The organism is Weizmannia agrestimuris (assembly GCF_943193165.1).
Classification (GTDB): Bacteria; Bacillota; Bacilli; order Bacillales; family Bacillaceae_C; genus Weizmannia; species Weizmannia faecalis.
On sequence record NZ_CALPDC010000003.1, the window covers coordinates 17,067 to 43,461 of the forward strand.

At 48.3% G+C, this 26,395-nt stretch carries 21 protein-coding genes and 1 riboswitch; of the genes, 4 read left to right on the plus strand and 17 right to left on the minus strand.

The features are described from left to right. Together thrC and thrB are read left to right on the plus strand one after the other, a co-directional pair. Positions 1-1,065, plus strand: a complete 1,065-nt coding sequence (gene thrC, locus NFR98_RS02660; protein WP_251459616.1) for a threonine synthase — start codon at positions 1-3, stop codon at positions 1,063-1,065. Next, positions 1,062-1,982 carry a homoserine kinase gene (gene thrB / locus NFR98_RS02665; protein ID WP_251459618.1) on the plus strand — a complete coding sequence of 307 codons (921 nt, stop codon included), beginning with the start codon at positions 1,062-1,064 and terminating at the stop codon, positions 1,980-1,982. Before thrC ends, thrB begins: the two co-directional genes overlap by 4 nt. A 30-nt stretch (positions 1,983-2,012) precedes the next feature. Here thrB and NFR98_RS02670 read toward each other — a convergent pair whose 3' ends face one another. The 5 genes from NFR98_RS02670 to NFR98_RS02690 form a co-directional block, all read right to left on the minus strand. Continuing rightward, positions 2,013-2,762 (minus strand): ABC transporter ATP-binding protein, encoded by a 750-nt coding sequence (locus NFR98_RS02670; protein ID WP_251459620.1) that lies wholly within the window; start codon positions 2,760-2,762, stop codon positions 2,013-2,015. Beyond that, positions 2,759-3,757, minus strand: a complete 999-nt coding sequence (locus NFR98_RS02675) for an ABC transporter substrate-binding protein (protein ID WP_251459622.1) — start codon at positions 3,755-3,757, stop codon at positions 2,759-2,761. Before NFR98_RS02675 ends, NFR98_RS02670 begins: the two co-directional genes overlap by 4 nt. Continuing rightward, positions 3,754-4,551, minus strand: a complete 798-nt coding sequence (locus tag NFR98_RS02680; protein ID WP_251459624.1) for an ABC transporter permease — start codon at positions 4,549-4,551, stop codon at positions 3,754-3,756. The genes NFR98_RS02675 and NFR98_RS02680 overlap by 4 nt, the downstream gene beginning before the upstream one ends. Then, positions 4,502-4,825, minus strand: coding sequence for an MTH1187 family thiamine-binding protein (locus NFR98_RS02685; RefSeq protein WP_251459626.1), 324 nt, complete (start codon positions 4,823-4,825; stop codon positions 4,502-4,504). The genes NFR98_RS02680 and NFR98_RS02685 overlap by 50 nt, the downstream gene beginning before the upstream one ends. An 81-nt stretch (positions 4,826-4,906) precedes the next feature. After that, positions 4,907-5,009, minus strand: a riboswitch (TPP riboswitch). Between the two features lie 537 nt (positions 5,010-5,546). Continuing rightward, complete coding sequence (locus NFR98_RS02690) at positions 5,547-7,034, minus strand: amidase (RefSeq protein WP_251459627.1); 1,488 nt, start codon at positions 7,032-7,034, stop codon at positions 5,547-5,549. 123 nt (positions 7,035-7,157) lie between these two features. On the opposite strand from NFR98_RS02690, the gene NFR98_RS02695 reads away from it, so the two are divergent. Then, on the plus strand, positions 7,158-7,634 hold the full coding sequence (locus NFR98_RS02695; RefSeq protein WP_251459629.1) for a YflT domain-containing protein: 477 nt from the start codon (positions 7,158-7,160) through the stop codon (positions 7,632-7,634). A 161-nt stretch (positions 7,635-7,795) separates the two neighbouring features. Here NFR98_RS02695 and prpB read toward each other — a convergent pair whose 3' ends face one another. From prpB to NFR98_RS02745, 10 genes are all read right to left on the minus strand, one after another. After that, complete coding sequence (gene prpB, locus NFR98_RS02700) at positions 7,796-8,722, minus strand: methylisocitrate lyase (RefSeq protein ID WP_207368523.1); 927 nt, start codon at positions 8,720-8,722, stop codon at positions 7,796-7,798. Between the two features lie 15 nt (positions 8,723-8,737). Then, positions 8,738-10,195 carry a bifunctional 2-methylcitrate dehydratase/aconitate hydratase gene (locus NFR98_RS02705; protein WP_251459631.1) on the minus strand — a complete coding sequence of 486 codons (1,458 nt, stop codon included), beginning with the start codon at positions 10,193-10,195 and terminating at the stop codon, positions 8,738-8,740. A gap of 152 nt (positions 10,196-10,347) precedes the next feature. Continuing rightward, complete coding sequence (gene mmgD, locus NFR98_RS02710; RefSeq protein WP_017551979.1) at positions 10,348-11,469, minus strand: citrate synthase; 1,122 nt, start codon at positions 11,467-11,469, stop codon at positions 10,348-10,350. 278 nt (positions 11,470-11,747) lie between these two features. Next, the gene (locus tag NFR98_RS02715) at positions 11,748-12,122 is read right to left on the minus strand and encodes a DUF956 family protein (protein ID WP_014096008.1); all 375 of its coding nucleotides are present in this window, start codon (positions 12,120-12,122) and stop codon (positions 11,748-11,750) included. A 302-nt stretch (positions 12,123-12,424) separates the two neighbouring features. After that, entirely contained in the window at positions 12,425-13,336 is a 912-nt protein-coding gene (locus NFR98_RS02720) for a PTS system mannose/fructose/sorbose family transporter subunit IID (protein WP_014096009.1), read from the minus strand. A gap of 19 nt (positions 13,337-13,355) precedes the next feature. Beyond that, positions 13,356-14,165, minus strand: a complete 810-nt coding sequence (locus tag NFR98_RS02725; protein ID WP_014096010.1) for a PTS mannose/fructose/sorbose transporter subunit IIC — start codon at positions 14,163-14,165, stop codon at positions 13,356-13,358. Between the two features lie 36 nt (positions 14,166-14,201). Then, a complete protein-coding gene (locus NFR98_RS02730; RefSeq protein ID WP_014096011.1) occupies positions 14,202-15,170 on the minus strand; it encodes a mannose/fructose/sorbose PTS transporter subunit IIA in 969 nt (322 codons plus the stop codon). 72 nt (positions 15,171-15,242) lie between these two features. Beyond that, a complete protein-coding gene (locus NFR98_RS02735; protein WP_061565697.1) occupies positions 15,243-15,746 on the minus strand; it encodes a PTS sugar transporter subunit IIB in 504 nt (167 codons plus the stop codon). Positions 15,747-16,081: 335 nt separating this feature from the next. Then, positions 16,082-18,946 carry a sigma-54-dependent transcriptional regulator gene (locus tag NFR98_RS02740; protein ID WP_061565696.1) on the minus strand — a complete coding sequence of 955 codons (2,865 nt, stop codon included), beginning with the start codon at positions 18,944-18,946 and terminating at the stop codon, positions 16,082-16,084. Positions 18,947-19,381: 435 nt separating this feature from the next. After that, positions 19,382-22,105: a GTP-binding protein gene (locus NFR98_RS02745; RefSeq protein WP_251459633.1), complete on the minus strand. Its 2,724-nt coding sequence runs from the start codon at positions 22,103-22,105 to the stop codon at positions 19,382-19,384. 310 nt (positions 22,106-22,415) lie between these two features. On the opposite strand from NFR98_RS02745, the gene NFR98_RS02750 reads away from it, so the two are divergent. Continuing rightward, a complete protein-coding gene (locus NFR98_RS02750; RefSeq protein WP_017551984.1) occupies positions 22,416-23,468 on the plus strand; it encodes a lactonase family protein in 1,053 nt (350 codons plus the stop codon). Between the two features lie 211 nt (positions 23,469-23,679). On the opposite strand, the gene NFR98_RS02755 is transcribed toward NFR98_RS02750, so the two are convergent. Together NFR98_RS02755 and NFR98_RS02760 are read right to left on the minus strand one after the other, a co-directional pair. After that, a complete protein-coding gene (locus NFR98_RS02755) occupies positions 23,680-23,988 on the minus strand; it encodes an MTH1187 family thiamine-binding protein (RefSeq protein ID WP_017551986.1) in 309 nt (102 codons plus the stop codon). Positions 23,989-24,088: 100 nt separating this feature from the next. Further along, entirely contained in the window at positions 24,089-26,218 is a 2,130-nt protein-coding gene (locus NFR98_RS02760; protein WP_251459635.1) for a YhgE/Pip domain-containing protein, read from the minus strand. Positions 26,219-26,395 lie beyond the last annotated feature (177 nt).

Genomic DNA, 26,395 nt, shown 5'->3' on the forward strand with positions numbered 1-26,395 from the left:
ATGAATCAATGGCCAGGATTACTCAAACAGTACAAATCATTTTTACCCGTCACAGACAAAACACCGGAACTGACATTATTTGAAGGCAATACGCCGCTTATCCCGTTTGCCCACCTCTCGGAAAAGCTCGGCGTGGAATTGTACGGAAAATTTGAAGCCTTGAACCCGACCGGCTCTTTTAAAGACCGCGGCATGGTGATGGCGGTTGCGAAAGCGATCGAAAACGGCAGCAGGTCCGTTATCTGCGCCTCCACCGGCAACACTTCCGCTTCTGCGGCCGCCTATGCCGCAAAAGCCGGAATCCGGGCAATCATCGTGATCCCGAGCGGAAAAATCGCGCTTGGCAAACTGGCACAAGCCGTTATGTACGGCGCTGAAATCGTGGAAATTGATGGCAATTTTGACCAGGCGCTTAAAATCGTCAGGAAAGTAAGCGAAACTTCGCCTGTTACACTTGTAAACTCAGTTAACCCTTACCGGCTGGAAGGCCAAAAAACAGCGGCTTTCGAGATTTGTGAGCAGCTGGGTTCAGCACCTGATGTCCTTGCCATCCCAGTCGGCAATGCCGGAAACATCAGCGCGTACTGGAAAGGATTCAAAGAGTTCAATGAGAAATTCGAAACCGGCCTGCCGGAAATGCACGGCTTTGAAGCGGAAGGCGCAGCTGCCATCGTCCGGGACCGGGTGATCGAAAACCCGGAAACGGTCGCAACCGCGATTCGGATCGGCAACCCGGCAAGCTGGAAACTGGCTGTCAACGCCCGCGATGAATCAGGCGGCGTGATTGACTCGGTGTCAGACCCTGAAATTCTTGATGCGTTCCGGCTGCTCGCCCGCAATGAGGGGACGTTCGCCGAGCCGGGTTCATGTGCGTCCATCGCCGGTGTCGTCAAGCAGGTCAAAACGGGACAGATCAAAAAAGGAAGCAAAGTGGTTGCTGTCCTGACCGGAAACGGGCTAAAAGACCCGCAAACCGCCATGTCCCAAGTCGAAGTCCGGCCTGCCGTGCTGCCGGCAACGGAGGAAGCCGTGACAGATTATCTTTCGAATGTGATCCATGTATGAACAGGCTGGTTATCCGCGTCCCCGCAAGCACGGCAAATCTCGGGCCCGGATTTGATTCAGTCGGCATGGCGCTCAACCGTTTTTTAACGCTTGAAGTGCTCAGCAGCGAGGAATGGGTTTTTGAACAAGTATCGCCCCTTTTGCCGCCGCTTCCGGAACACGGTGATCCATTTATCTTAAAAATTGCGCGGCAGGTTGCGGATTTATACGGCGTGCAGCTTGCTCCGTGCAAAGTCATCGTTGACAGTGAAATTCCGCTTGCCCGCGGGCTTGGCAGCAGCGCTTCAGCCGTTGTGGCCGGGATTGAACTAGCCAACTTTGCCGGAAAACTCGGGCTTTCGCTTGCAGAAAAGCTGGACATTGCCACCCGGATCGAGGGGCATCCGGATAATGTCGCGGCATCCCTGTTCGGCGGGCTCATTGTTTCAGTCGAGCAAGGGGACGGACGAGTCGAAGTCGTGCCGTTTTTTGACATTATGGCGGATTTGCTCCTGTTTATTCCCGATTATGAGTTAAAAACGGAAGATGCGCGCAAAGTGCTTCCTGATTTTTATGCACGGAAAGAGGCGGTAAAAGGAAGTGCGGCCAGCAATCTTTTTATTGCGGCGCTCATAAGCGGCCAGTACGAACTGGCCGGAAAAATGATGGAACAGGACCGTTTTCACGAGCCGTACCGGACAAAATTGATCCCCGAATTTTTGGAGATCCGCCGGCTGGCCAAATCACTCGGCGCGTACGGGACGGTCATTAGCGGCGCCGGCCCGACGGTTATTTCACTCGTGCCGTCCGGGCAAGCAGAGGCCATGGCAGAAATGCTCCACGCCCATTTTCCGCATGTACTGGTTGAACCGGCCAAAATTGACCGGACCGGCCTTTCCGTCGAAAAATATGCGGCATCCAATATGCTGAACTTGTAAAAAAAGGTTTGGAGCATCTCCAAACCTTTTTTATTTCCCCAAAAATGAGGCAAGTTCTCTTAACAGTTCATCTTTGTCTTTTTTCAACGCATCCGAAGAGAGCATCTCCCATTTCCGCGGGCGCGGCAAATGCACCTTCAATTCGTGAATGATGGCGGACGGCTGCTGCGACATGACAAAAACACGGTCCGATAGCAGCACGGCTTCATCAAGATCATGGGTAACCATAAGAATCGTCTGGTTTCCTTTCTCCCATGATTCGAGCAGCCAGCGGTGGACATCCATTTTAGTAAAAGCATCGAGCTTCCCGAACGGTTCGTCCAGCAGCATAACCGGTTTTTCGCATAAATACGTGCGCAAAAAGCTGATCCGCTGCCGCATGCCGCCCGAGAGCGAGCCGGGATAGTGGCCGGCGTAATCCTCAAGGCCAAACTGCCGGAGCACCTCCATCCCCCGCAAAACCCGTTCCCGTTTCCGCACCCCTTTTATTTCAAGCGGCAGAACAATGTTTTGCAGTGCCGTCCGCCAAGGCAGAAGCAAATCCTGCTGCGGCATGAAACCGGCGGCATCCTGAACCCCATCCGGTTTGCCGTCAAGCAGCACTTTGCCACCATCCGCCTTTTCAATCCCGGCAATGATATTTAACAGCGTGCTTTTTCCGCATCCGCTCGGCCCGATAAAAGTACAGAATTCACCTTTCCGGATCGTTGCGGAAATGCCTTCCAGCACTTTTTTTCCGCCAAATGTTTTCGTAATACCTTCCAATTGCAAATACGTCATGGCCGGTTTGGAAGAAATTCATTTGTGTAGGCAGCCTTGATGTTGATTTTTTTCTTAATGACTTTATGGTCATAAAGGAAGTCCATATAACGGCGCCACACTTCTTCCTTCTGTACCCCCCATTCCGCGGCATCGTCCTGGTACTTCGTGCTTAGCCACTTCTGGCTGGCGCGGACAAGCCCTTTATTTGTATCCGGCACGTCCTTAATCAGGATATCGGCGGCCTGTTCCGGGTGCTTGATCGCAAATGTATAGCCTTGTGCCGTAGCCTTCATAAAAGATTTGACAAGGGTTTTATCCCCTTTGGCCAGTTTTTCGCTTGTAATGATGACCGGGCTGTAATAATCAAGCGCAGGGTCGAGATCTTTGACCATGATAAGATTCAGTTTTTTCCCGCTCCGCTCTGCCTGGATGCCGTCCCAGCCGTAATAAATCCATTCAAAATCCGCTTCACGCCCAATTGATTTGAAAAAATCCGTCTGGCCGAGCACAATATTTTTTACTTTGCTGTAGTCGGCGCCGTATTTTTCCATGACCGTTTTGATGACGGCTTCTTCAGACGGCGAACCCCAGCCGCCGTAACTTTTTCCTTCAAAGTCTTTCGGAGAAGTGATGTTGTCTTTTTTCAAAGAAGCAAAGCCGGAAGTATTGTGTTGGATGATCGCGGCAATGGACACAATCGGGATTCCTTCCGTCCTTGCCGTGGTGACATTTTCCTGATAGCTGACCCCGAAATCCGCTTTCCCGGAAGCCACCATTTGTTCAGCCGTAATATTGTCCCCCGGCTGGATGATTTTCACATCCAGGCCCTGCTTTTGAAAATAGTGCTTTGTTTTAGCTACATACAGGCCGGTATGATTGGTGTTCGGAAACCAGTCCAGCACAACCGTCACCTTTTGCAGCGCTTTTTGGCTGTTTTCTTTCTGCCCGCTGCCGGTGCATCCAGCAGCAAGCAGCAACATGGCCGCCTGCAAGATGATTAAAATTTTCTTCATTGATGATCTTCCTTTCGGTATACCCATGGTGCGGATAGCCTTTGCAAACATTCAACAGCGCCGTATAAAAGAAATGTGAGCCCAATGATGACAGCAGAAATGGCAAACAGGCGGGCAGTCATAAAAGATTTCGTCGCCCTTGTCAGCATGACGCCGAGCCCTTCGCTTGCACCGAGCCACTCACCGATAATAGCGCCCATCACACTATATGTAACGGCAATTTTTAAACCGGAAAAAAAGTAAGGGAGCACAGCCGGAAATTTGACTTTCCGGTATAACTGCCATTTTGAAGCATGCATGGTCTTTAACAGTTTCACCAAGTCATCATCCACCGTTTGAAACCCTTCCAGGATGCTCAATGCCAGCGGGAAAAAGCAGATTAAAATGACCACAATGATTTTTGACTGGAGCCCGAATCCGAACCAGACGATTAAAAGCGGCGCAATTGCCACAATCGGAATCGTTTGCGAAACGACCAGGAGCGGCCGGACCAGCATCCGGAAAACAGGAACCATATCCATAAAAACGGCAATTGCTGCGCCAATCATAATGGAAAAGGCAAGCCCGATCAATACTTCTTTTGCAGTTTGCCAAGTATTGGGCCAAACCATCCATTGCAGGCTTTTCAATTCCTGCCATACTTCCGTCGGTTTTGGCAACATCCATTCACTGATATGAAAGCCGGCCGTTACCCCTTGCCAGACGAAGAGCAAAAAAATGAGCCAGACAGCCGTGAGCGCCGTGTTAACGAACTGGCTGCGGCGTTTGTTCGCGATATTTTGCAATTTTTTCATCCATTGTCACCCCGGTGCTTGGCCGGTAATGGATTTTGATCGATGTGAGGACATCAATCGCACCGGCTTGAACGCAAGCATCCTGCGCTTTTTTGATGATTTCAAGCAGCTCGTCAAGATCGCCTTCCATCGTCGTTTCCATTGCCCCGACTTCATAACGTACGCCGGCGTTTTGGACGACTTCGATCGCGCGGTCGACGACACCGTATAAGTCATCACTTTTAATATGCGGAACAACTGAAAAAGAAATCGTTACCTGATTCGATTTTTCCATCAAATTCTCCTCCTTTTTTTCAAATAAAAAAGCTTTCATTGCATGCGCAAGAAAGCCTGTCCATCCAAAACATGCCGAAACATGCTTCAATATAAGACTCCCTACGCTGGCATTATCCAGATCAGGTGAAGGGTCGATGCAAAGCGGCATCCTCTCAGCCAAACCGGCTCCCCTGCTTTTTTTCCTTGTAATTTTATTGTAACATGAAAGCCATCCTTTTTGGCAAAAAATTTTCAATAGGATGGTGCGGTGCGCAAGCCGGCCTTTGCCTGCCTTGGTAAAGATTGGGGCGTTAAGATAGCGGGGATTTTTGACGGCCTTCCTTAACATAGAACGCCTCTACGTTAAGATAGCATGTCTTTTTTTCGGACTTCCTTAACATAGAGAGTTCTACGTTAAGATAGCGGAACTTTTTGCCGGCATTCCTCAACATAGAACGCCTCTACATTAAGAAAGCGGGCATTTTTTTCGAGCTTCCTTAACGTAGAACGCCTCTACGTTAAGGAAGCGGGACTTTTGGACAGCCTTCCTTAACGTAGGACGTCTCTACATTAAGAAAGCATGTCTTTTTGTCGAGCTTCCTTTCTATGTTAAGATAAATCCTGCTTTTTTCACCCTTCCTTAACATAGAACGCCCTACGTTAAGATAGCGGGGATTTTTGGTCTCCTTCCTTAACGTAGAGTTCCAACCCGTGCGTAAGTAACGCCGCTTATTCATGCTTTAAAGGCAAGGGTTTCCCTGCATGCCAACCCAAAGTTCCGACTGTTCGAGCGCATAAGCGACATCCAGCAGCCAATGTTCATTTCCTTTCGGCGCAACCAGCTGTACCCCTAAAGGAAGCCCGGCCGCTGTTACATGAACCGGCAGACTGATCGCCGGCTGCCCGGTTAAATTAGCGAGCTGCGTAAACGGGGAAAACGTTAAGCTCGGTTCAAACATGTCATAGACAAGTGCCTGCTGCTTTTCTTTTGGGAGTCCGGTAACGCCAAACAAGCGATCCCGCTCTTTCCCGGTTTGGGTAAGTTCCCCGATTTTTGGTGCCGGAAACGCGGTTGAAGGCGTGAGATACAGGTCATAAGTCTCATGGAAAGCAGCCATTTGTGCTGCGGCTTTATCCCACTCCGCAAGGCTCTTTGCGTATTCCGCCGCCGTGACATTTTTCCCGGCAGCATACAAGACCCATGAAACAGGCTCCATATCTTTTTCCGTAAGCGGGCGTCTAAGTGCGCTTTCCAAATCCGAAAGTTCCGCCGCCATTTCCCCGCAGTTCATTAAATAATAGTTTTCCATCAGCCGCCTGCCGTCAACACCGTTTTTGGCTTCTTCCACAAGATGGCCCTCCTGCTCCAGCCATTTTGCCGTTTTATAGACAGCCTGTTTTGCATCGCGGCTGACAGGCGTCCCGACCGGCGATTCAACCGAAAACGCGATCCGGTATTTTTTCGTTCCACTCCGCTCTAGTTCCTTTACATATCCCGGAAAAAGCGGCGTTTGAAAAGCAGCGGCGGGCTCTACCGTTTGTAGCACATCGAGGAGCGCTGCGCTGTCTCTGATTGTTTTTACCAGCACGAAGTCAATGGCCGCCCCTTGCCATTGCCGTCCACGGCCCGGCCCGACCGGTGTCCTTCCCCTTGTCGGCTTTAATCCTGTTAAACTTGTAAAAGAAGCTGGGATGCGGATCGATCCGCCGCCGTCGCTTGCACCGGCAACCGGTACCATCCCGGAAGCCACCGCAGCCGCGGAACCGCCGCTTGATCCGCCGGGTGAAAAATGGGGATTCCACGGATTGCGCGCCGGACCGTAAAGTTCAGGTTCCGTAATATTTTTTAATCCAAATTCCGGTACGTTTGTATGTCCGAGAATGATAAACCCCGCTTCCTTCAATTTTGCCGTAAAAAAAGCATCTTCTCTGGCACGGTTTTGCTGCAGCAGTTTTGATCCGGATGTGAGCAGCTCGCCCTTTACTGCCTGAGAAAGGTCTTTCAGCAAAATCGGCACGCCGGCAAATGGCTGCTCATCTGTACGGAGCGTGGCCGCTTCCTTTTTTGCTTTCTCAAACCGTGTCCGGATGACGGCATTTAAACGCCTGTTTGTTTTTTCAATCTGGGCCATTGACGCCTCAAGCACTTCTTCCACACTTACTTCTTTTCGCTTTACGAGTCCGGCCAGCCCTGTTGCATCATACGATAGATATTCAGATCCTTCCATCTCTCTCCCTCCATTTAATTCTATATTGACTGAATTTTATGGAGATGTCAAAACCTATGAAACTCGTTTAACCCTTTTTCTACCGGGTAAAAATGCACTATCACCATTAGGAGGCAGATAGAGATGGCAAAAGAAGTAGTTGGTATTTACACAACATTGCAGGAAACGATTGACGTAGTAGACCGGTTGACCGCACAAGGCTACAGCACTTCCAATATTTCTATTATTTCAAACGGGAATGATGGAACTTTATTGAAAAAGCAGACCGGCGCAAATGTGGACCACATCACCACTGTCCAGGATGAACAAAACAGCTCTGTCTGGGAGAAAATCAAAGGGTTCTTCAAGCCGGACTATTATGATGAAACGACAAGAAAACTGACCAATCTGGATCTCCCGCAGGACGAACTGGACCGCTATTCGACTGAAATTGATGCCGGACACTATCTTGTGCTCGTAGACAATGATGCTTCTGCCCTCAATGAAACGGCCGCTCCCGGAACAGCCGATCCTGCCACAGAAGTTTCCGGCCAAACAACAGCATCCGGGTTGAAAAACGAATTTGGCGAAAACTACTCAACGTCGCAAGAAAAAAGGTAGATGTTCGCGAAAAAGTGCTGGATGTCGAAAAAACCCTTACATTTAAAATTTTTGCCAAAACTGTCAGTATCTATTTTGCCTATTCAGCAAGCCCCAAATAGGCCGGCCGCTAAGTTTAAAAGGGCAAACCCGCGCGGAAAAGGCGGGTTTGCCCTTTTTCTTTACGTTGATGATGAAGGATTAGGCGTAACAGGAAGAATCGTTTTAGCGATCGACTGGTCGAGCGCTTCAAATTCCTCTAAAGAAATCGTGTTGTAAAGTTCTTTCCTCGTCTGCATGTCGGGAAGGGCATTTTTTTGCGTTCCTTCGTTTTTGATTTTTTCAAACACCCGTTCATATGCTTTTGCGGCAACACGCAGCGAAGTAACCGGATAAATGACCATTGCGTATCCCATGTTCTGAAATTCTTCCGCTGTGTAATATGGGGTTTTGCCGAATTCTGTCATATTGGCAAGCAGTGGTACTTTTATTTTTTCCGCAAACTGCCGGAATTCATCACGGGACTCGAGCGCTTCCGGAAAAATCGCATCCGCCCCCGCTTCCACATACGCTTCAGCTCGCGTCAAGGCGGACTCCAGCCCTTCGACGCCTCTTGCGTCCGTACGTGCGACAACTACGAGGTGCGGCGCCACACTTTTGAGCGCCCGGATTTTTTCGCACATGTCGGATGTCTCCACAAGCTGTTTGCCGTTTAAATGCCCGCATTTTTTCGGAAGCTGCTGGTCTTCAATCTGAACAGCCGCAACACCTGCTTCGACCATTTCGCGGGCGGTGCGGGCAACGTTCAGCACGCCGCCAAAGCCGGTGTCAATGTCAACAAGAACCGGTAAATCGGTGGCACGCACGAGATCACGTGCACGTTCCGCCATTTCCGTCGATGTGATCATGCCAAGATCCGGAATCCCTTTGCTCGCGGTATAGGCAGCGCCTGATAAATAAAGCGCCTCAAACCCTGTGTTTTTTGCAATGAGTGCCGCCATTGCATCATGCGCGCCGGGGATTTGCAAAATGCCTGGTGCCTGCATGCGTTCCTTAAACCGTTTGGCAAGCGCCTCCTGTGAAGACGGGTGATTGACAATCCAAACCATGGTGCAACATCCTTTCTACAAGGTGAATAAATTAACGAATTCATGAATGGCCATTTTTTCAAGCGCTTCTCCCGCAAGGCAGGCTTCTTTGATCCTTTCCTGCTGCTTCGCGGAATAGTGGGTAGCGATATTATCCGAAAACTTGGTGATGATTTTCGGGATCGCTTCTTCCCTTCTGAAGCGGTGGCCGAGCGGATACTCGACTTCCACATTTTCAGTTGATGTGCCGTCTTCAAAAAAGACTTGTACGGCATTTGCGATGGAACGTTTATCCGGATCAAGGTAATCGATGCTGTATTGTTTGTTTTCAACAACGGTCATTTTTTCCCTCAACGCATCAATGCGCGGGTCAGCGGCGGCTGCATCTTCATAATCGTCCGCCGTAATATTGCCTTTGATCAGGCCGACTGCCGTCACATACTGGATGCAATGGTCGCGGTCAGCAGGGTTATGAAGCGGCCCTTTTTTATCAATGATGCGGATGGCAGATTCATGCGTTGTAATGGTGATATGCTTGATTTGATCCAGTTTCCCGGCGACAACCGGATGGAGTTTGACTGCGGCTTCCGCTGCCGTCTGTGCATGGAATTCTGCCGGATACGATACTTTAAATAAAACATTTTCCATCACATAGGAGCCGAGCGGGCGGGCCAGTTTCAGTTCTTTCCCTTTGAACATCACGTCCTGGAATCCCCACCCGGGTGCGGAAAGCGGCGTTTGATAGCCCATTTCCCCTTTCATCGCAATTAGCGCAAGCGCCACGCCCCTGCTGGTTGCATCGCCGGCCGCCCATGATTTGCGCGAACCGGTATTCGGCGCGTGCCGGTATGTGCGCAACGGGCCGTTATCAATCCAGGCGTGGGAAACGGCGTTCATGATTTCGTTTTTCCCGCCGCCGAGCATTTTTGTCGCAACAGCAGCTGTAGCCACTTTGACAAATAAAACATGGTCAAGCCCGACGCGGTTCAAACTGTTTTCCAAAGCAAGCACACCTTGGATTTCATGGGCTTTGATCATGCCCTCGAGCACATCGCGCACTTTTAGCGGTGCTTTCCCGTTGGCAACGCGCGTCCGGCTCAAAAAATCCGCAACAGCAAGGATGCCGCCGAGGTTGTCGGAAGGGTGCCCCCACTCCGCCGCGAGCCACGTATCGTTATAATCGAGCCAGCGGATCATGCAGCCAATATTAAACGCCCCCGCAACCGGATCGAGCACATAGGAAGTGCCCGGCACATGCGTCCCGTTCGGCACGGTTGTACCCGGAACGATCGGACCGAGCATTTTTGCACACTCCGGAAAACGGAGGGCGAGAATGCCGCAGCCGAGCGTATCCAAAAGCCCGTAACGCGCAGTCTCAAAAGCTTCGGAACTCGTAATCTCTTTGTCTAGCACATAACGGGCAATTTCTTCTATCAGGGCATCCCGCTCCCCTGTTTTTTCATTTACAGCTGTTGTACCGGCCAATTTAAACATTCCCCTTTCCAAACTTCATCTGCAGTGCAACACCGGGTCCTTAAGACAGCGTTTTACCCCAGCTTTTTGTTCACTTTATCTCTTAATGGTCCCGCCTTTTTAAAACCTCATCTTGCGAATGCAAGCCATCCGGTCGCAGGCCTTTTTAAAACTTAATCTTGCGGATGCAAACCGCGCGGGCCTTTGTATTGGACGCGCGGACGGAACAGGCGGTTGTTTTCATGCTGCTCCATCACATGTGCGCACAGCCCGACCGTTCTTGAACTGAAAAAGATCGGCGTATAAAGCGGAATCGGAATGCCGAGCATCCAATAAACCGGGGCTGCATAATAATCGAGGTTCGGATAGAGCCCTTTTTCCTGCGCCATGATTTTTTCCCCGGCTTCGCACATTTCAAGCAGCGAATGATCCCCTTTTTCCGCACAAAGTTCTTTCAGCGCTTCTTTCATCATCAAAGCGCGCGGGTCCATCTTTTTCATGTAGACGCGGTGGCCGAACCCCATTACTTTTTCTTTGTTTTTCAGTTTCGTATAAAGCATTTCTTCAAATTTTTCCACCGTGCCGGCTTCTTTCAGCATCTCCATCACCGCTTCATTGGCGCCCCCGTGCAGATGGCCCTTGAGCGATGCCACTGCGCCTGTTAACGCCCCGTATAAATCGGACAAGGTGGACGCAATGACCCTTGCCGTAAAAGTCGAATTCGGCAGTTCATGTTCGCTGTACAGGACAAGGGAACGGTCGAAAATCTTTTCTTCCTTTTCCGAAGGGACTTTCCCGGTGATCATGTACAGGAAATTGGCGCTGTACGACAAATCCTGCCGCGGTTCAACCGGGTCCTCGCCATTTAAAAGATGGTAGCTGTTTGCAACAATGTTCGGCACATTCCCGAGCAAATGGTATGCACGGTTTAAATTGGCTTTACGGGAGCGGTCCAGCAGGTTTTCATCATACCCCGCCAGCGCTGAAACCCCTGTACGGAGCGCATCCATCGGGTGGGTGGATGCCGGCAATAGCTTCAAAATGTCCAGCACGGCGTCTGGAATCCGGTAGTTTTTCTTTAAACTTTCTTCCAACGCTTTTTTCTCGGCATCATTCGGGAGCGTGCCTTCAAGAAGCAAATGCACGATGTCCAGATAGCTTTTCGTTTTCGACAACTCAATCAAGTCATACCCCTTTAAAACGATCTCGCCTTGGGCCGTGTCAAGAAAAGAAAGCTCCGTTTCAACAGCGACAACCCCTTCAAGCCCCGGCACAAACTGTGTCGTATTTCCCATCTCCATCCATCCTCCGTTTCTGTATTTTGCCAAAACTGTAAGCACTTACAGTTTTATGTAAAACAAAGTTGCCAATACCCCTGATGCTTTCATAAAAAAACATATCATAATATTTACAAAATGACAACGCCCACAGGCTTTGGACGACGATTCAGAACGGTCCTGTGATCCGGCTTTTCAAACAGCCCGGCTTCAGGGAAACTTTCCGTGCTCTTCCTGCCATTTCCCCGGAACAGCCAACAAAAAAAGACAAGTTTAACCTGCCTTGTCTTTTAAAACTATTGCTTTTTCGGTTTTCTCTTAAAACTGCGCTTCACAACATCGAAGAAACTCAGTGACTGAACCATCCGATTCGGATCCACATATTGGCGGACCGCCCGCAACACCCTTTTCGGATCTTTGGAAGAAAAGGTGTATGTCCCGTTTTTCTTCGTTTTGATCGCATAACGCGGGATCCATTTTCCTTTAAACATGACGGAAGCGATCACGTAATCGACTTCTTCCCAAGGAATTTGAATGTATTTGCGCACATCGCGCTCATTGAAAAATTCAAATCCTTTATCGCCGATCATGATTTTGCCGTAATCTGTCAATCCCATATGCGCGGCTGCCTTTATCACCAAATCCACTTTTGTATTGATTGATTGGACCATTTGATCCACCCCGTTCTTTTCTTTTTGTGGTTTCAAAAATTCATATCTATACAGCTTATCTTGATTTCCGGATCTTCGCTTCTAAAAAGGGTCCTGGTTGACCGGTGAAACGGCTGTACATCGCAATTCTTCCCGCAACCGTATTTGTAAATCCGGGGCAAATCTTCCCCGGCTGGCCTCTCCCTTATTATACGAAGTTTTACCGCCTGAAGCAAAACATACTCAGAACCCGTATACAACCCAGGGGCTGGCGGTTTTTTTGAAAAAAGCCCAGGCCAGAAAGCCCGGGCATTTGCCTTTTCTTACATTAAGTGAATTAAATGGAATACGATACCAACAACAAACAATCCAAGAATCATAACGATCGGAGACACTTTCTTTTTCAAAAGCCACATGCAGAACAGCGTCAAAAGCAATGCGGCAAGGCCCGGAATTAAGCTGTCCAGGTTGTTTTGCAATGTCGTGACTTTGACCGGTTCCAATGAGAGGCCGGCAGCTTGCTGTTCAAGCGCCGTTTTAATCCCCTGTGCTCCGGCAGGCAAATGATTCCAGTCAATATAAGCGCCTTTAGAAAGTTTTACTTGTGATACAACTGGTGTAAACTTAATCGATACCCATCTGTTAACCAGCGCGCCAAGGATAAACATCCCAAGGATCGATGCGCCTTTTGTAATATCCTGAAGAATGCCGCCCGATAAGTCCTCCGTAATTCTTGAACCAGCTCTGTAGCCGAATTCTTGTGTATACCACAGGAATCCCATCCGGATGAGGTTCCATGCAACGAAGAAAATAATTGGCCCGAGAATGTTGCCGTTCAATGCCAGAGAAGCACCTAACGCACCAAGGATTGGCCTGACCGTGAACCAGAATACCGGATCCCCGATCCCTGCCAAAGGCCCCATCATCCCGACTTTCACACCTTGAATGGCTGTGTCGTCAACGGGAGCGCCGTTTGCACGTTCTTCTTCAAGCGCTAAAGTTACACCAACAATCGGTGCAGCGACATAAGGGTGAGTGTTAAAAAATTCCAAGTGGCGCTGCAGGGCAGCAGAACGGTCTTCTTTCGTTTTATATAATTTTTTGATGGCCGGAATCATGGTATATGCCCAGCCGCCGTTTTGCATCCGTTCATAGTTCCAGGAACCTTGAAGGAAAGTTGAACGCCACCATACAGAAATACGATCTTTTCTAGATAATTTTAGTTCTTGTGCCATTTTTCTGTCCGCCTCCTTCTTAGTAATTGTCAATAATATCGCCTAACGGATCGCCGGTGTTTGCATTTCCGCCGCCTTTACCGGAGCCGCCTTGTTTGGAGAGCGCCAAATAAATCAGTGCAAGTGACACACCGATACCGCCAAGGCCGATAAGGGTAATTTGCGAAACAGTTGCCAAAACGAACCCAATGGCGAAGAACGGCCATACTTCTCTTGTCGCCATCATATTAATGACCATTGCATAACCAACAGCAACGACCATTCCCCCGCCGATTGCAAGGCCGTCTGTCAACCAGGTCGGCATGGCGGATAACAAGTCACGCACCGGTCCTGCACCAATGGCTAAAACCAGGACTGCCGGAATCGCAATACGCAGCCCTTGCAGGCAAATCGCAACAATATGCCAAAACTCAACTGTTCTGATGTTTCCTTCCCGCGCTGCGGCATCCATTAAGTGGACAATCCCTGTTGCAATGGTACGAACGATGATCGTCAATAAGAGGCCGGCAACCGCAAGCGGAACGGCAATCGCGATTGCAGAAGATACACCGGCTTTGCCTGCGCCGCTTAAAACTAAGATAATGGCAGATGCAACGGATGCAAGCGCAGCATCCGGCGCTACGGCAGCCCCGATGTTTGCCCAGCCTAAAGCGATCATTTGCAGGGTACCGCCTAAGATAATACATGGCACCAAGTTACCTGTAACGAGGCCAATTAACGTACAAGCAACGAGTGGCTGATGGAACTGGAATTGGTCCAAAATCCCTTCCATACCAGCTAAAAATGCTACGATAAAGACTAGTATCATTTGGACAATATTTAAATCCATAACGAGTCGTCCTCCCTTTTCTCCTGATGGGCAGGATTATTTTTGTTTGTTCAGCTCTTCCTGAGCCCTTTTGAGAATTTCGTCCATGTCGCCTTTTGCATCGCCCGGAACTTTGCGCACATCAAACTTTAGCCCCAGTTCTTTCATTTTTTTGAAAGCATCAATATCATTCTGGCTAAATGCCAGCACCTTGTTTGGCTGAACTTTGCCCGGCGAGTGTGCCATGGAACCGACGTTGATTGTTTTCAATGGAACGCCGCCCTCGACTGCACGGAGCACATCCTGCGGGTTTTCAAAAAGAAGCAGGGCGCGCTGGCCACCGAAATGCTGGTCATCTTTCGCAAGTTCAATCATTTTACGGATAGGAACAACGTGTGCCTTTACACCAGGGGGCGCAGCCTGTTGAATCAGTTTCTTCCGAAGTTCGTCCTTCGCTACCGCATCCGATACAACGATGATACGTGTAGGCCGTGTCGTTTTTGTCCAAGATGTTGCGACTTGTCCGTGGAGCAGGCGAGAGTCGATCCGTGCCAGCACGTATTCAAACTTGCCAGGAGCCCCTGCCGTTAACGGTTTTCCGGCAGGCTTGGAAGGTGCGGCCGGCTGTAATGCTTCAGGCCTTACTTTCACGCCTTCTTTCGCTGCGCCTAAAATATGCGCGGCAATGTCCTGGGCTTTGTTCATCGTGGCGCGTGCTGCAAATGCTTCAATGAGCATTGGCAAGTTCATGCCTGAGACGATGGCCCACTTGTCTTTGTGTTCTTCAAACAAGCTGTTGGCCTGGTTGAAAGGTGTTCCGCCCCAAAGATCGACTAAGAAGAGGACTTCATCCTGGTTGTCGAAAGAGGCGACTGCTTCTTTCATTTTTGCCTTTACGTTATCAGGGCCTTCGCTCGGCATCAATGTAACAGCTTTTACATTTTCCTGCTTTCCGAAGATCATCTCTCCGGATTGCAAGACACCATTGGCGAAATCGCCGTGACTGGCAATGATAATTCCTACCATCTTCTTACCTCCCTAATCGTATTGTTACAGTATCAATCTTATAAATAAGTTCTAAAGAACCTGTAACTAAATTCATGGATGTAGCCGTTTTTCCTTTTTGATCAGCTGCATCAAATCGATTTTCCGGTCGGCGGGCACTTGGCGGATTTCCAATTCGATGCCGCGTGCAGCCAGCTTCGCAAAGGCCTGGATATCATCCTCATTGACTGAAATAAAATTGGTGATCATCTTCTTGCCTTCCGTAAAACGCATGCCGCCGATATTGACCGATTTCAAACCAACCCCTGCCTGGACAACTTCCAGTACATCCTGCGGCGAAACAAACAGCAGCATCACTTTCATTTCGTCAAACAGCCGGTTTTGGTAAAGTTCAAACAGTTTTTGCTTCGTAATGACATGTGATTTGATGCTCGGTGGTGTCGCTTGCTTCAATAAAAGCTTTCGCAGCTCGTCATTGGCGGCTTCATCATTGGCCACTAAAATCCGGTCAATCCCCACTGCCCTCGACCAAACCGTGGCAACCTGGCCATGAATCAAACGATCATCAATGCGCGCAAGCCGTATATCCAATGCCATCCGACCACCTCCTGCTAATCAATCGTAAAAAACTTGCCTTTCCGCCTATTATAATGCAAGATGTGTGCCAACTTTTGAGTATCAAAAAACAACCGTTGTCAAATAAGCGTTTTCAGAAATCCTTTTATGCTTATGATACACAAACCGTTTGTTTAATACACATTGAAAAAGGGTTTTATTTTCCATTTCGCTACTGTATTAAAAAGTTCTGCAATACCTGTATCATTTTGATACTTTTGACCTGCATGTGCATTCCGTATCAGGGATATCTCTCCGTCTTTTTCCCCGGCATAAAAAAAGCCTGCAAATAGTGAGAATCTATTTGCAGGTAAAAATTACCGCACGGCTGCAGTTTGCTCGGCAGATAAATGGTCGATCATGTCGGCAATATAATAAAGTTCATCGTCCGACAGCTTCAATTTCAGCTGGTCTTCAAAAATTTGCGCCGCCTTTTTATATTTTTTGATTTTAGCAGTTTTTTCCGGCGTGATGTCATTTTTGTAAATGAGGCCAGAATGGGTGACCATTCTTTCGAGCGCACAACCGATATGAATATTCATATTGATTTTCGATGCGTTGTTAAACGGCCTTTCCGCTATTTTTTCAAGGACAGTGACAAACGCCGTAATCGCTGTGATCACTTTCTTTGGATTTAAAAAGGTTAAAAATTCATTCAGGCTTTCTTCCGTCATTTCCCGCACCATTGCCGGAGACCTTGGCGGTTGTTTCAGCAACTGGTGGTTTTGAATGAGATGGGTGACCTGCGTTTCCCCGTCGCCCATAAACAAAGATTCAAGCGGAACAAACGGTGCCTGGACTTTCGGATCGGCAATCCCGACAGCGAGCAAAATGTCATATTTCTGCATCAGCATTTCTTTCTTTTCTTCTACTTCGTTGATTGGCAGCGGGATAACGGCAATATTGGTTTTGCCGATGTTTTTGAGCAGTCTTGTAATCAGCTGCTTTAATTTTTCCGCCGTCCCTTCCCCTGTTGAACAGACGGAAAGAATGGCCTGCGGTTTCACGGGCTTCCCTGTTTCCCGCGGTTTGCTTTCCATCTGGTAAGATCCGTAGCCGCGGAATTCCTTTAATGACTCATAAATATCGTCGAGATCCATTTCCATAATCGTCGCTTTGCGGATCGCTTCAATGACGAGCGCCGTTGTCACCATATCGATGGTCCGCGTTTTGATGCCCGTTTCCTGTGTAATCACATCGCCAAACCCGGTCAGCGAGCCCATATCGACAAGCAGCAGGACGCCTTTTCCCATATCAATTTCTTTTACCCGCCTCTTCATTTCCTCCAAAACATATTTCGGGTCCATATCAAGCGGCATATCAATGCAGTCCACATTCGATTCACCGAGGAGGCTTTTCACAACACTTACCATGCTGCTTGCGGTGCTGAACCCGTGCGCGGCAACGAGGATCGCCACCTGCTCGGCCTTTTGTTCGTCTATAAGAGATGTGAGCAAAATCGTTAAGTACATGGCTTCTTTTACCGGTACATGCACGCGGTATTTTTCCCCGATCATTTTGCAAATATCAAGTGACAGCTGATACTCCTGCGGTCGGTCATTGATGACATTTTCGATATTCGTATAATTGGCCACCTGCTGGTTTTTTACCCGCTTCAGGAAGGAAGTCAAGTGCAGGCTGAACGCCAGCAAAAAACGTTCATTTACTTTGCACTTCAGCCGTTTTTCCACAATATCCTGCACTTCTTCGCTGAAATTAAGGATATCTTCGCTGACAATTTTTAAGATTTTCTCACGGTTCAGCGCATAGCTTGAAAACTTGTTGTAAAACTTGTTTAAATGGATATCGATGTCCAATTTCAGAAACCGGTTAATGTCTTCATCCGACACGTCCTGTTCCATCATAAAACTGACTTTGTCCTCGATGATGTTGTACAGGTTAAAATCCGGTTCGTACGGGTCTTCTTCAAAGAGCGCCTTGTTTTCCCCTTCCGGATAAACCGTTAAATAGGAATCAATTAAATCGGAAAGCTCCTGGATTTCCTGGCGTTTTCTACTAAAATAGAAGAAACCGTTTTTCAGTTCGGATGGCAGATCTTTAAAGTGGATGGTAATGACATCATCGTGCAGGCAGTGCAGAAAACCGTTGGCGCAGACAAGCTGGATGTTGGATTTCAACTGCCCGACGTTACCGTATGACGTATTGCCAATTAACGCCTTCATCGATTCCGCATCAATTTTAATCGGTTTTTGGACGCGGTTTGCTTCAATGGCAAGCAGGAATTTCAGAATCTCAATCTTGTCAATTGCCGGCCGTTCTTCAAAAGACGGAATCCGGATCAGGATCGGAATACGGCGGACAAACGTTTTCAACAAGGAAGATTCCGGGTCTTCCGTTGTCGCCCCGACGATCAGGACATTGGCGTTGCGATTCCGTTCGGTTTCCCCAAGCTTTGCATACGTCCCCGTATCCATAAAGTAAAAGAGCATTTCCTGTCCTTCAGGCGGGAGCCGGTGGATTTCATCGAGAAACAGCATGCCGCCGTCCGCTTTGGAAACAAGGCCGTCTTTTTCGCTGTCCGCACCCGTAAAGGCGCCTTTAATATGACCGAAAATGTGGGAAATGAGGAGCTGCGGGTTATTCGCATAATCCGCGCAGTTAAAGACAATAAATTGGGCGTCTTCGTCCATAAACGGGGCTGCCAGTTTTGCATAATTGAACATCAAATTGGCAAACAGCGTTTTCCCGACACCAGTCTGGCCGACAATGAGCGTATGAAGGCCGTGCGGGGGATAGAGGACGGCCGCCTTTGCCTGTTCGACCTGCACTTTCAGGCTTGTTTTCGAACCGATCAGGTCATCAAAGGGATTCGTTTCCCAGGCGGTATCATGATTTGCGGACGGACCGTTGCCCGGATCCGGGGATTGCCCGCCCGTCACTTCAAGTATATTTTCATATTCATATTGATCTTCCGGCAATTTCGTTCCGAGAAGGTCTTCCATGATTTGTTTGACCAAGTAATGAACCGGGCGGCCTTTTATTTTGATAATCCGTTTCTGCCGCAACAGCTTGTTCAGCTCGGCACTGACATTGTTTCTTAAAATGCCAAGGTCTTTTGCGATATCCGAAGCTGTAAATCCTTCTATACGGATCCATTCATCAAGCGTTTTGCCTTGCGACTGTTCAACAAGATACGCGTAAATGCGGTCAATCCTTTTCAAAATGCCACCCCATTTCTAAGTATAAACTGTATCTTAATAGTATCACGAATGTATCATCCATCATAGCAGGAATATATTGCGAACAAGTGTCAAGTTTTTGCCAAAAGGAGCTTATCTTTAATACACTTTTAGAACCCACGCTGCTTCAGGTGAAAACGCCCGGTACACCCGAAAAATAGGATAAAAAAACAACGCCGCATATGGGCGCTGTTCATTCAACAATTTTCGGCCGCTTCCATCCATCTGCTTTCCGCAACATCCGGCCGGTTCATTTTCTGTTCCCAAACCGGTTCATGCATGTGTTTCCGGCGAAATTCAGGCGGTTCATTTATTGATCATATTGGGGCTTACTGAATCCGCACTTTCGCCATGCGTTCAGCAAGCCCTGTTTCCCCTTAAGCCCTGTGCCTGCCCCGTCATCGTCTTGCGAAAAGTTTACACTTTCCCGCTTGTTTTCTGTCCGAGCTGCATCCATTCAAACTGGCGGAGTTTCAGTTCGAATAATTTCAGCGGATCCTGATACACTTCCGGATTTTCTTTCATATTCTCCAGCATCTCTTTTGTCTCGGCAATGGCCGCCCCTGTTTCCGCAATCGTTTCGCGGAGAACCGTTTCCGGATTTTTAAAGAACAGGCGGACATCGCGCTCAAGCCCTTGTTCAAACAGCTCGAATTGCAGCATCACTTTATTCGTGACAAGGTTTGCAATTTCCGTATAATCTTCGCTTTCGATAAATTTTTTATAGCGGTTATACAGCATTGTTTTGTTTTGCGAAAGCACACCAAACAATTTGCCCGCGCTCTTTAACAGGACCTGCTGCGGCGTATGGCGCAACAATATATTGACCGGTTCAAAAGGAATTCCGTTTGCCATCCGATCCGCATCACGCCGCCAGTCCTCCATAATTTTAAAATCGCAGGCAAGCGCAAGAATCTCTTCCCCGTACAACTTGTTAAACCCTTCCGCCATTTCATCAAGATAATCCTGGCTTTGCTGCAATTCCCTTTCCGACGCTTCTATCCACTCCGTCACCAGCTCCTCGTATTTCGGGGAAATGGACGTCTGCAAAAAGTGCCGGATCCGGTTGTTCATTTCTTCATTCAACTCGAGATGAATTTTCCGAAAATCACTGTCCGGCTTAATAAAATCGGCGCTTTTCCGTAAAATTTCCGGAATCTTATTTTGCAGTTCATCGCGGATTTTCCGCGTCATGCTGTGATAGGACGAGCGGACAAGCTCGGTTTGTTCATGGATGACATCCTGAAGCTGGTTTGCCGCTCCGTTTAATTTTGCGTACAGATCTTCATGCCGGTTGATTGACTCTACCAGATGCTGTTCATTTTGCAGCCTTTGTTTCAGCAGATCGGCAATCGATTCCCGGATGCAGTGCGAAAGTTTTTCAATCCGGCTTTCTTCCAGGTTTTCCGGCTTGAAATTTTGCCGGAAAAAGCGGGCAAGATCCAGTCCTGCTTCCCGGGATGCATAATTGGACGTATAAGGGTGCAAGTTTGCCTCCGGAAAAATCGTTTTCACCTTTTGTACTGTTTCTTCTACTAAATCTGCCGCTTCCTGCTTGCTGTAAATCATATCCATTTTGGACAGCAAAAAGTGAATCGTTAACCTGGGCACTTGTTCCTTCATTTTCAACAACATATCCGCTTCTTTGTCTGTAAGGGGATCATTTGCATTTAAAACGAATAAAACGCCGTCAACAAAACGCAAATACTCGTATGCCTTTCCCCGCCCCGGCCCGTTCAGCCCGGGAGTATCGATAAAAATAAGCGCATTTTCTTCCAAAAACCGGCTCGGGCCCCGCCATTCAAGCATATCTCCGGGCTCCGGCGCCGCATTGTCCTCTTCCGTTACAGGCGAAATGCCTTTGTCCGAGATCACAGAAAGTGCATGTTCATCATCATGGCGCACCGCCATCACAAACTGTGTCGGCCGTTCGGGCAGCGGGTCGGCCAACACCGACTGGATAAAGGCCGTCTTGCCGCTGCCGTTCATGCCGGCAACGAGAATATGCTGGACATCAAAGTCAATCAGCTCCCTCGCCATCCATTTCAAACGGGTGCTGACAGATAGCCCGTTCCTTTTTGCCCATTGCATAATGGAATCAAAGAGCCGGAGCGCATATTCAAGCTGGTCCAATGTTTGCTCCGCATGATGCAAAATCGTTTCCGCATCGGCAATTTGCTGCGGCCCGATGCTACCCGGAAAAAGATCGCCCCATGCGAGAACCGCAGTGGATGCTTGAAGGGCGTGCGCCTGGTCCGTGATCCGCAGCCAGTTCGTTAAAATGCCCGGCATCACCGGTGCCAGTTGTTTTAACAGATAGCTGCCGCTGATTAAAGAAAGATAGGTTTCCCCGTAAATGGCAGACAGCTCGTGCCACGTTTCAAGCGAATGGAGTTCAAGCCCGGCGAAAAGGTCGTTGAATTCGCGGAGCCAGCCGAGATACGCGCCCTCCGTTTCGTAAGACCGCCAAAGCGCAACCGCAAGTTGTTCAAACTGAATTTGATCCACCTTGTATAAAACGGACAGCGCATCCCGAAAATAATCCGGCGTAATCGTCTTGGTATGCCCTTTTTCAATATACGACTTTAAAATTTGAAACCAAAACAGCGATTCAGTGCGGATGGATTCATTGACAGCCAGTTCAACCGCATTCATCCAGTCTTCGTTTTTTTCAAAGTAGGCACGGGCGATTTTCGTCACATTCGGATAATCCGGGTTCATGGCGACCGCTTGTTTGATTGTCTGGACAGCCTGATCATGCTTTTGCTCCTCCATATAAAGCGAGATGAGCTGAAGCGCGATCTCCGTCTTTAACACGATGGAGTCTGTTTGAACCGACTTGTAAATTTCTTCGGCCATGCTGCTGAGACCGAGTTCAAAATAAGCATCCCCCATGTTTTTTTGCGCCCAAGGTTCAAAGTCGTTATGTATGCTTTCCCATTTAAAAACGGCTGCTTCATAATCTTTATAATGAAAATAAATTTCCCCTTGTGCAAAGCGGATATAGGAAAGATCGGCATTTTCAAGGGCGTTTTCTTTTTCGAACGCTTCCCCGAGCACTTCAAGCGGATGGCGCTCTTCCCCTTCTTTGATAAACGTTTCATAATAACATTTTTGGACAAACTGGTCTTCCGGCTTCATGATTTTCCTCCTCACACGGCCTTTTATATCTCTATCATATTGCATCCGGGATGCAGCGATGTGTAGAATTTTGTCGATTACTTTATTTTATCAAAACATCTCCGGCAAAAAATTTCAGTTCGCTTTCAATTTTGATACAAAAATGAAACATTTGCCATATTTCCGCTTGCATGCCGGCAATTTTGAGCATGTTTCCCGTTTATCACCCTGTTTTTCGCTCATGACATCGTACCAGGAAATGCGCCTGAATGAACGGGAAACGTTTTCTATGTTATAATATTCACATTACAGATTGGAAGGAGCATCAGCCATGGGAAAAACAAAATGGACAGGGTATGCCGGCACCTATACAAAAGGCGCCAGCGAAGGGATTTACACCTTTACCCTCAATACAGAAAAAAAGCAAATTGAAGATGTAAAAGTTGCCGCCAGACTGGACAACCCGACTTATCTCAATATCACGGCAGACAACCGCAATCTGTATGCCGTTGTCAAAGAAGGCAGCCAGGGCGGGGTTGCGGCTTTTTCAATTGATGCGGAAAGCGGTGCTCTAACGGAATTGAACCGAGAATTATCCGGCGGCGCCTCCCCATGCCATGTCAGCGTGGATTCGGCAAAGAAAACGGTCGTCTCCGCCAACTACCATAACGGGACGGTCAACGCCTATCTGACAAACGAAGACGGCAGCCTGCAGCCGGCAGCAAGTGTTATCGAACATACTGGCTCCGGGCCGAACCCGGAACGCCAGGAAAAACCGCACGTCCATTTTGCAGGCTTTACCCCGGATGAAAAATATGTCGTTGCGGTGGACCTCGGCAATGATACGATTACAACGTACGCACATGATGGCGGCAAATTAACGGAAAAAGCCGTCCTTTCCGTCCGCCCGGGAAGCGGCCCACGCCATCTTGCCTTTCATCCGGACCGGAAATTTGCCTACTGCATGACAGAATTGAGCAATGAAGTGATTGTGCTCGAATTTGACGAAGCTTCCGGCACGTTTAAAGATGTCCAGTATATCAAAACGATTCCGGAAGATTTTACGGAAAACAGCCAGGGAAGCGCAATCCATCTCTCTTCCGACGGCCGTTTTGTTTACGCCGGAAACCGCGGCCATGACAGCATTGCCGTGTTTGCAGCCGGGCCGGACGGCAAACTGTCCCTTGTCGAGTACACCTCAACCGAAGGAAGCTGGCCGCGCGACTTTGTGCTTGACCCGACCGAAAAATTTATCGTGGCTGCAAACCAGGAATCGGGCACGCTCGTTTTATACGCCCGCGATCCAGAAACCGGGATCCTCACTTTGCTGCAAAAGGATGTCCCCGTTCCGGAAGCGGTTTGTGTAAAATTTTTGCACGGATAAAATTTTGGCAATTCAAAAGGCGGGCCCCGGTCCGCTTTTTGTTTTTTCCGGGGAAATTCTCATCATTTTATCATGTTCATTTCACAAGTTTTTCTTTTTCATGTTTTACATTTAGGACAGCGGCAAGGAATTGCAGCAAACCATATTTGGCCGGGCTTCCCCCAGAGCCTGGCCAAACCTCCTTTTATCATACCGGCCTTGTGCCGGTTTTTTATTGGTCAAGTTTTTCGGCGACGGAGGCCAGTTTTCCTTCCATCGTGAGCTGTTTGTCCCTGCGGTCGTCGATGCGGATATTCGTTTCAACGCGCTTTATGCCATGTGAAAAAGGGATTTCATGCAGTTTTTCAATGATTTCAAACAGGTCATGGATGTCCCCTTCTATTAAAGTGCTCATCGGAGTCAGCTTGATTTTCACCCTTCCCTGTTCTTTTCCGAGCGCCTTCTCAATCTCCGCCACATATTTGCTGATGCTTGTTGAATCCGTTCCGACCGGAAATATCGTAATATCGGCAATCGCCAATTGAATCCCCTCCTAAATATTCTTCTTTCTTATTATAAGCCAACATCACTTTTCATGTCTCTTTTCATTTTTCTTGTCTATTCTGCTTTTTTCATATGGTTTATTCGAACAACCCGCTTTCTTTCCCTTTTCTTGCAAAACGTTCGGTCATACGGCTGAGCAGTTTCTTGGCTGCAGTCCCGAAAATAAGCGCAACTGCCAGAAATCCTGCCAGATAAACGATATCTGTGATCACTGCTTCCATCAGCATTCCGCCAACCGCTTCACGCATTAAGCCAATCCCATAAGTAAATGGCAAAAGCGGATGAATATGTTGAAAAAAAGACGGTTCCATCTGGATTGGAAAAGTGCCGCCCGACCCGGAAATTTGCAGGACAAGCAGGACAATACCAAGTGCTTTTCCCGCATTGCCAAAAACAGAAACGAGTGTATAGACCATCACATTAAAAACAGCGCCAATACCGATACCGAACAAAATAAACCAGGCTTTTTCTTGCACATCCACATGCAAAATAAAAAGATCACCCGCCGCCGTAATCGCCGACTGGAAAAGCGCAATCGTTAAAAACAGCAGCAGTTTGCCGAAATAGACTTGCCAGCTGGCATATGCGCCGCCATGATGGTGTTCAACCGACAGCAGGGATACCAATAACATTGCCCCCACCCAAAAAGACAGGACCGTATAAAACGGAGCCATACCCGCACCGTAATTTTTGATAGGGTATAGCACTTTTTCTTTCAGCGATACCGGCTGCTTTAAAAATCCGCTTTCTTCCTGTGCATCGTTCTTCAGCAATTGAATCCACTGATCTATATTGCCCTGTTTTTCAAACGACCGGATTTTATCAGCCAGTTCCCTGATTTTTCTCTCAGCAGCCGGCAGTTCCGTTTCAGCCGTTTTCAATTTTGCCTTCCCGATTGCAAGCCCAGTTTTCGTATCGCGGAGAATCGCCTGGATATCCGGCAGGCTGCCTTCCAATTTCTGAAACAGTTTATTTGCTTTTGCACTGTCCTGCCCGGCTTGCGCCACAAATGTTTTTAAATCCGCGGCGATGTTGGCACCATCGTTTCCAATCAGGCTGCCTGCAATGACCCCGGCACGGCCGGCTTCTTGCTTTAGATCTGCCTGCAATGCTTCCGGCAGCAACCCGTTATGGGCCTGTTGGAGAATTTTCCCGTTTAGGTCCTGCTGTTTTTGAAAGGATTGGCTGAGTGCAGTAAACCGGGCTGCCATACGCTTAAGATGCTCCGAACCGGTTTCTTCAGCAGCGGTTCGGAGCAAATCACTGAACGCGTCAGAGATCTGTTTGCTATTTTGCAAGATCATCATATTTTTTGGCGCTGTTTCTGCAATTTTCGTTTTGTCCGCCAGCATACTCACCTGGTTCGAGACAGCAGGGGCGGCATTCAGTGCTTCCAGTCCGGTTTTGATCACGGTATCCGTCTGCTCAAGCAAACTTCCAGTGTTTCCAAAAAAGCGGGACATGTCCCCTGAGACGGTTTTGCCGTGTTTTGCAAGCAGCAGGACATCGGGCATCGCGCCTTCTGCCTGTTTTCTTACTGCGTCTGCTTTCGTAATATCCCGATCTGCCGTCCTGATGATCCGGTTAAGCTCCGGAATGTCTCCCTCCAATCTAAAAACCCATGCTTTAAAATTTTCAATATCCGGCAAATCCCTTTCAAGTTCAATGCCGATTTGATTAAACATTGTAAAAATCGCTTTGCTAACGGTTTTTACAAATTGCGCACTAATTTGCTGTGTAATGGCAGACGCACCCGACCCTGTTATTTTAGGCGCAATCGCATTGATTTTTTCATTAACGGTATAAGTAATGACCGGTTTCTCCGGCTTATCACCCAGGATGGAAGCCAGTTTTTCCGAAAAATTTTCCGGGATGGTCAGGCTCGCATAATATTCTCCGGTCTTTACGCCGCGTGCGGCTTCCTTCTCCTGCACAAACCTCCAGCCGAGCGCTTTATTTTGTTTCAACTTTTTTATAACTTCATTCCCGGCGTGTACTTTTTTTCCGTTGATCGCTGTCCCCCGGTCCAAATTCACAACGGCTACCGCAATTCCTTTTGTGTGGCCGTATGGGTCCCAGGATGCCTTGATGTTAAACCAGGCATACAATGATGGAAGAATGATCAAGGCGGCAATGATCAGGCTTGCTGCCCAGTTTGTTGTCATTTTTTTCAAATCAGTTGCATAAATCTTCCATACCTTTTTCATTGGCAGCCTCCAAGTGTTGTTGTATCTTTATGTTTTCCAACCGCTTGAGCTGTCATGTACACGCAAAAAAGCCTGTGCGTCTCCGTTTTCGCACAGGTAACGTTAATATGATGAATGAAGGCCGGTGCCCATATTCGCAGTTTTTCAAGCAACAAGTCCGTTATTTCACCGGCAATG

Coding starts and splice junctions, on each gene's coding strand:
- NFR98_RS02720 (WP_014096009.1), bottom strand. CDS start 13,336: ATGGCACAAGAACTAAAATTATCTAGAAAAGATCGTATTTCTGTATGG.
- NFR98_RS02725 (WP_014096010.1), bottom strand. CDS start 14,165: ATGGATTTAAATATTGTCCAAATGATACTAGTCTTTATCGTAGCATTT.
- NFR98_RS02760 (WP_251459635.1), bottom strand. CDS start 26,218: ATGAAAAAGGTATGGAAGATTTATGCAACTGATTTGAAAAAAATGACA.
- prpB (WP_207368523.1), bottom strand. CDS start 8,722: ATGGTTTGGATTGTCAATCACCCGTCTTCACAGGAGGCGCTTGCCAAA.
- NFR98_RS02675 (WP_251459622.1), bottom strand. CDS start 3,757: ATGAAGAAAATTTTAATCATCTTGCAGGCGGCCATGTTGCTGCTTGCT.
- NFR98_RS02750 (WP_017551984.1), top strand. CDS start 22,416: ATGGGAAAAACAAAATGGACAGGGTATGCCGGCACCTATACAAAAGGC.
- NFR98_RS02690 (WP_251459627.1), bottom strand. CDS start 7,034: ATGGAAGGATCTGAATATCTATCGTATGATGCAACAGGGCTGGCCGGA.
- NFR98_RS02705 (WP_251459631.1), bottom strand. CDS start 10,195: ATGTTTAAATTGGCCGGTACAACAGCTGTAAATGAAAAAACAGGGGAG.
- thrB (WP_251459618.1), top strand. CDS start 1,062: ATGAACAGGCTGGTTATCCGCGTCCCCGCAAGCACGGCAAATCTCGGG.
- mmgD (WP_017551979.1), bottom strand. CDS start 11,469: ATGGGAAATACGACACAGTTTGTGCCGGGGCTTGAAGGGGTTGTCGCT.
- NFR98_RS02685 (WP_251459626.1), bottom strand. CDS start 4,825: ATGGAAAAATCGAATCAGGTAACGATTTCTTTTTCAGTTGTTCCGCAT.
- NFR98_RS02680 (WP_251459624.1), bottom strand. CDS start 4,551: ATGAAAAAATTGCAAAATATCGCGAACAAACGCCGCAGCCAGTTCGTT.
- NFR98_RS02735 (WP_061565697.1), bottom strand. CDS start 15,746: ATGGCATTGGATATACGGCTTGCGCGCATTGATGATCGTTTGATTCAT.
- NFR98_RS02745 (WP_251459633.1), bottom strand. CDS start 22,105: ATGAAGCCGGAAGACCAGTTTGTCCAAAAATGTTATTATGAAACGTTT.
- NFR98_RS02730 (WP_014096011.1), bottom strand. CDS start 15,170: ATGGTAGGAATTATCATTGCCAGTCACGGCGATTTCGCCAATGGTGTC.
- thrC (WP_251459616.1), top strand. CDS start 1: ATGAATCAATGGCCAGGATTACTCAAACAGTACAAATCATTTTTACCC.
- NFR98_RS02715 (WP_014096008.1), bottom strand. CDS start 12,122: ATGGTCCAATCAATCAATACAAAAGTGGATTTGGTGATAAAGGCAGCC.
- NFR98_RS02695 (WP_251459629.1), top strand. CDS start 7,158: ATGGCAAAAGAAGTAGTTGGTATTTACACAACATTGCAGGAAACGATT.
- NFR98_RS02670 (WP_251459620.1), bottom strand. CDS start 2,762: ATGACGTATTTGCAATTGGAAGGTATTACGAAAACATTTGGCGGAAAA.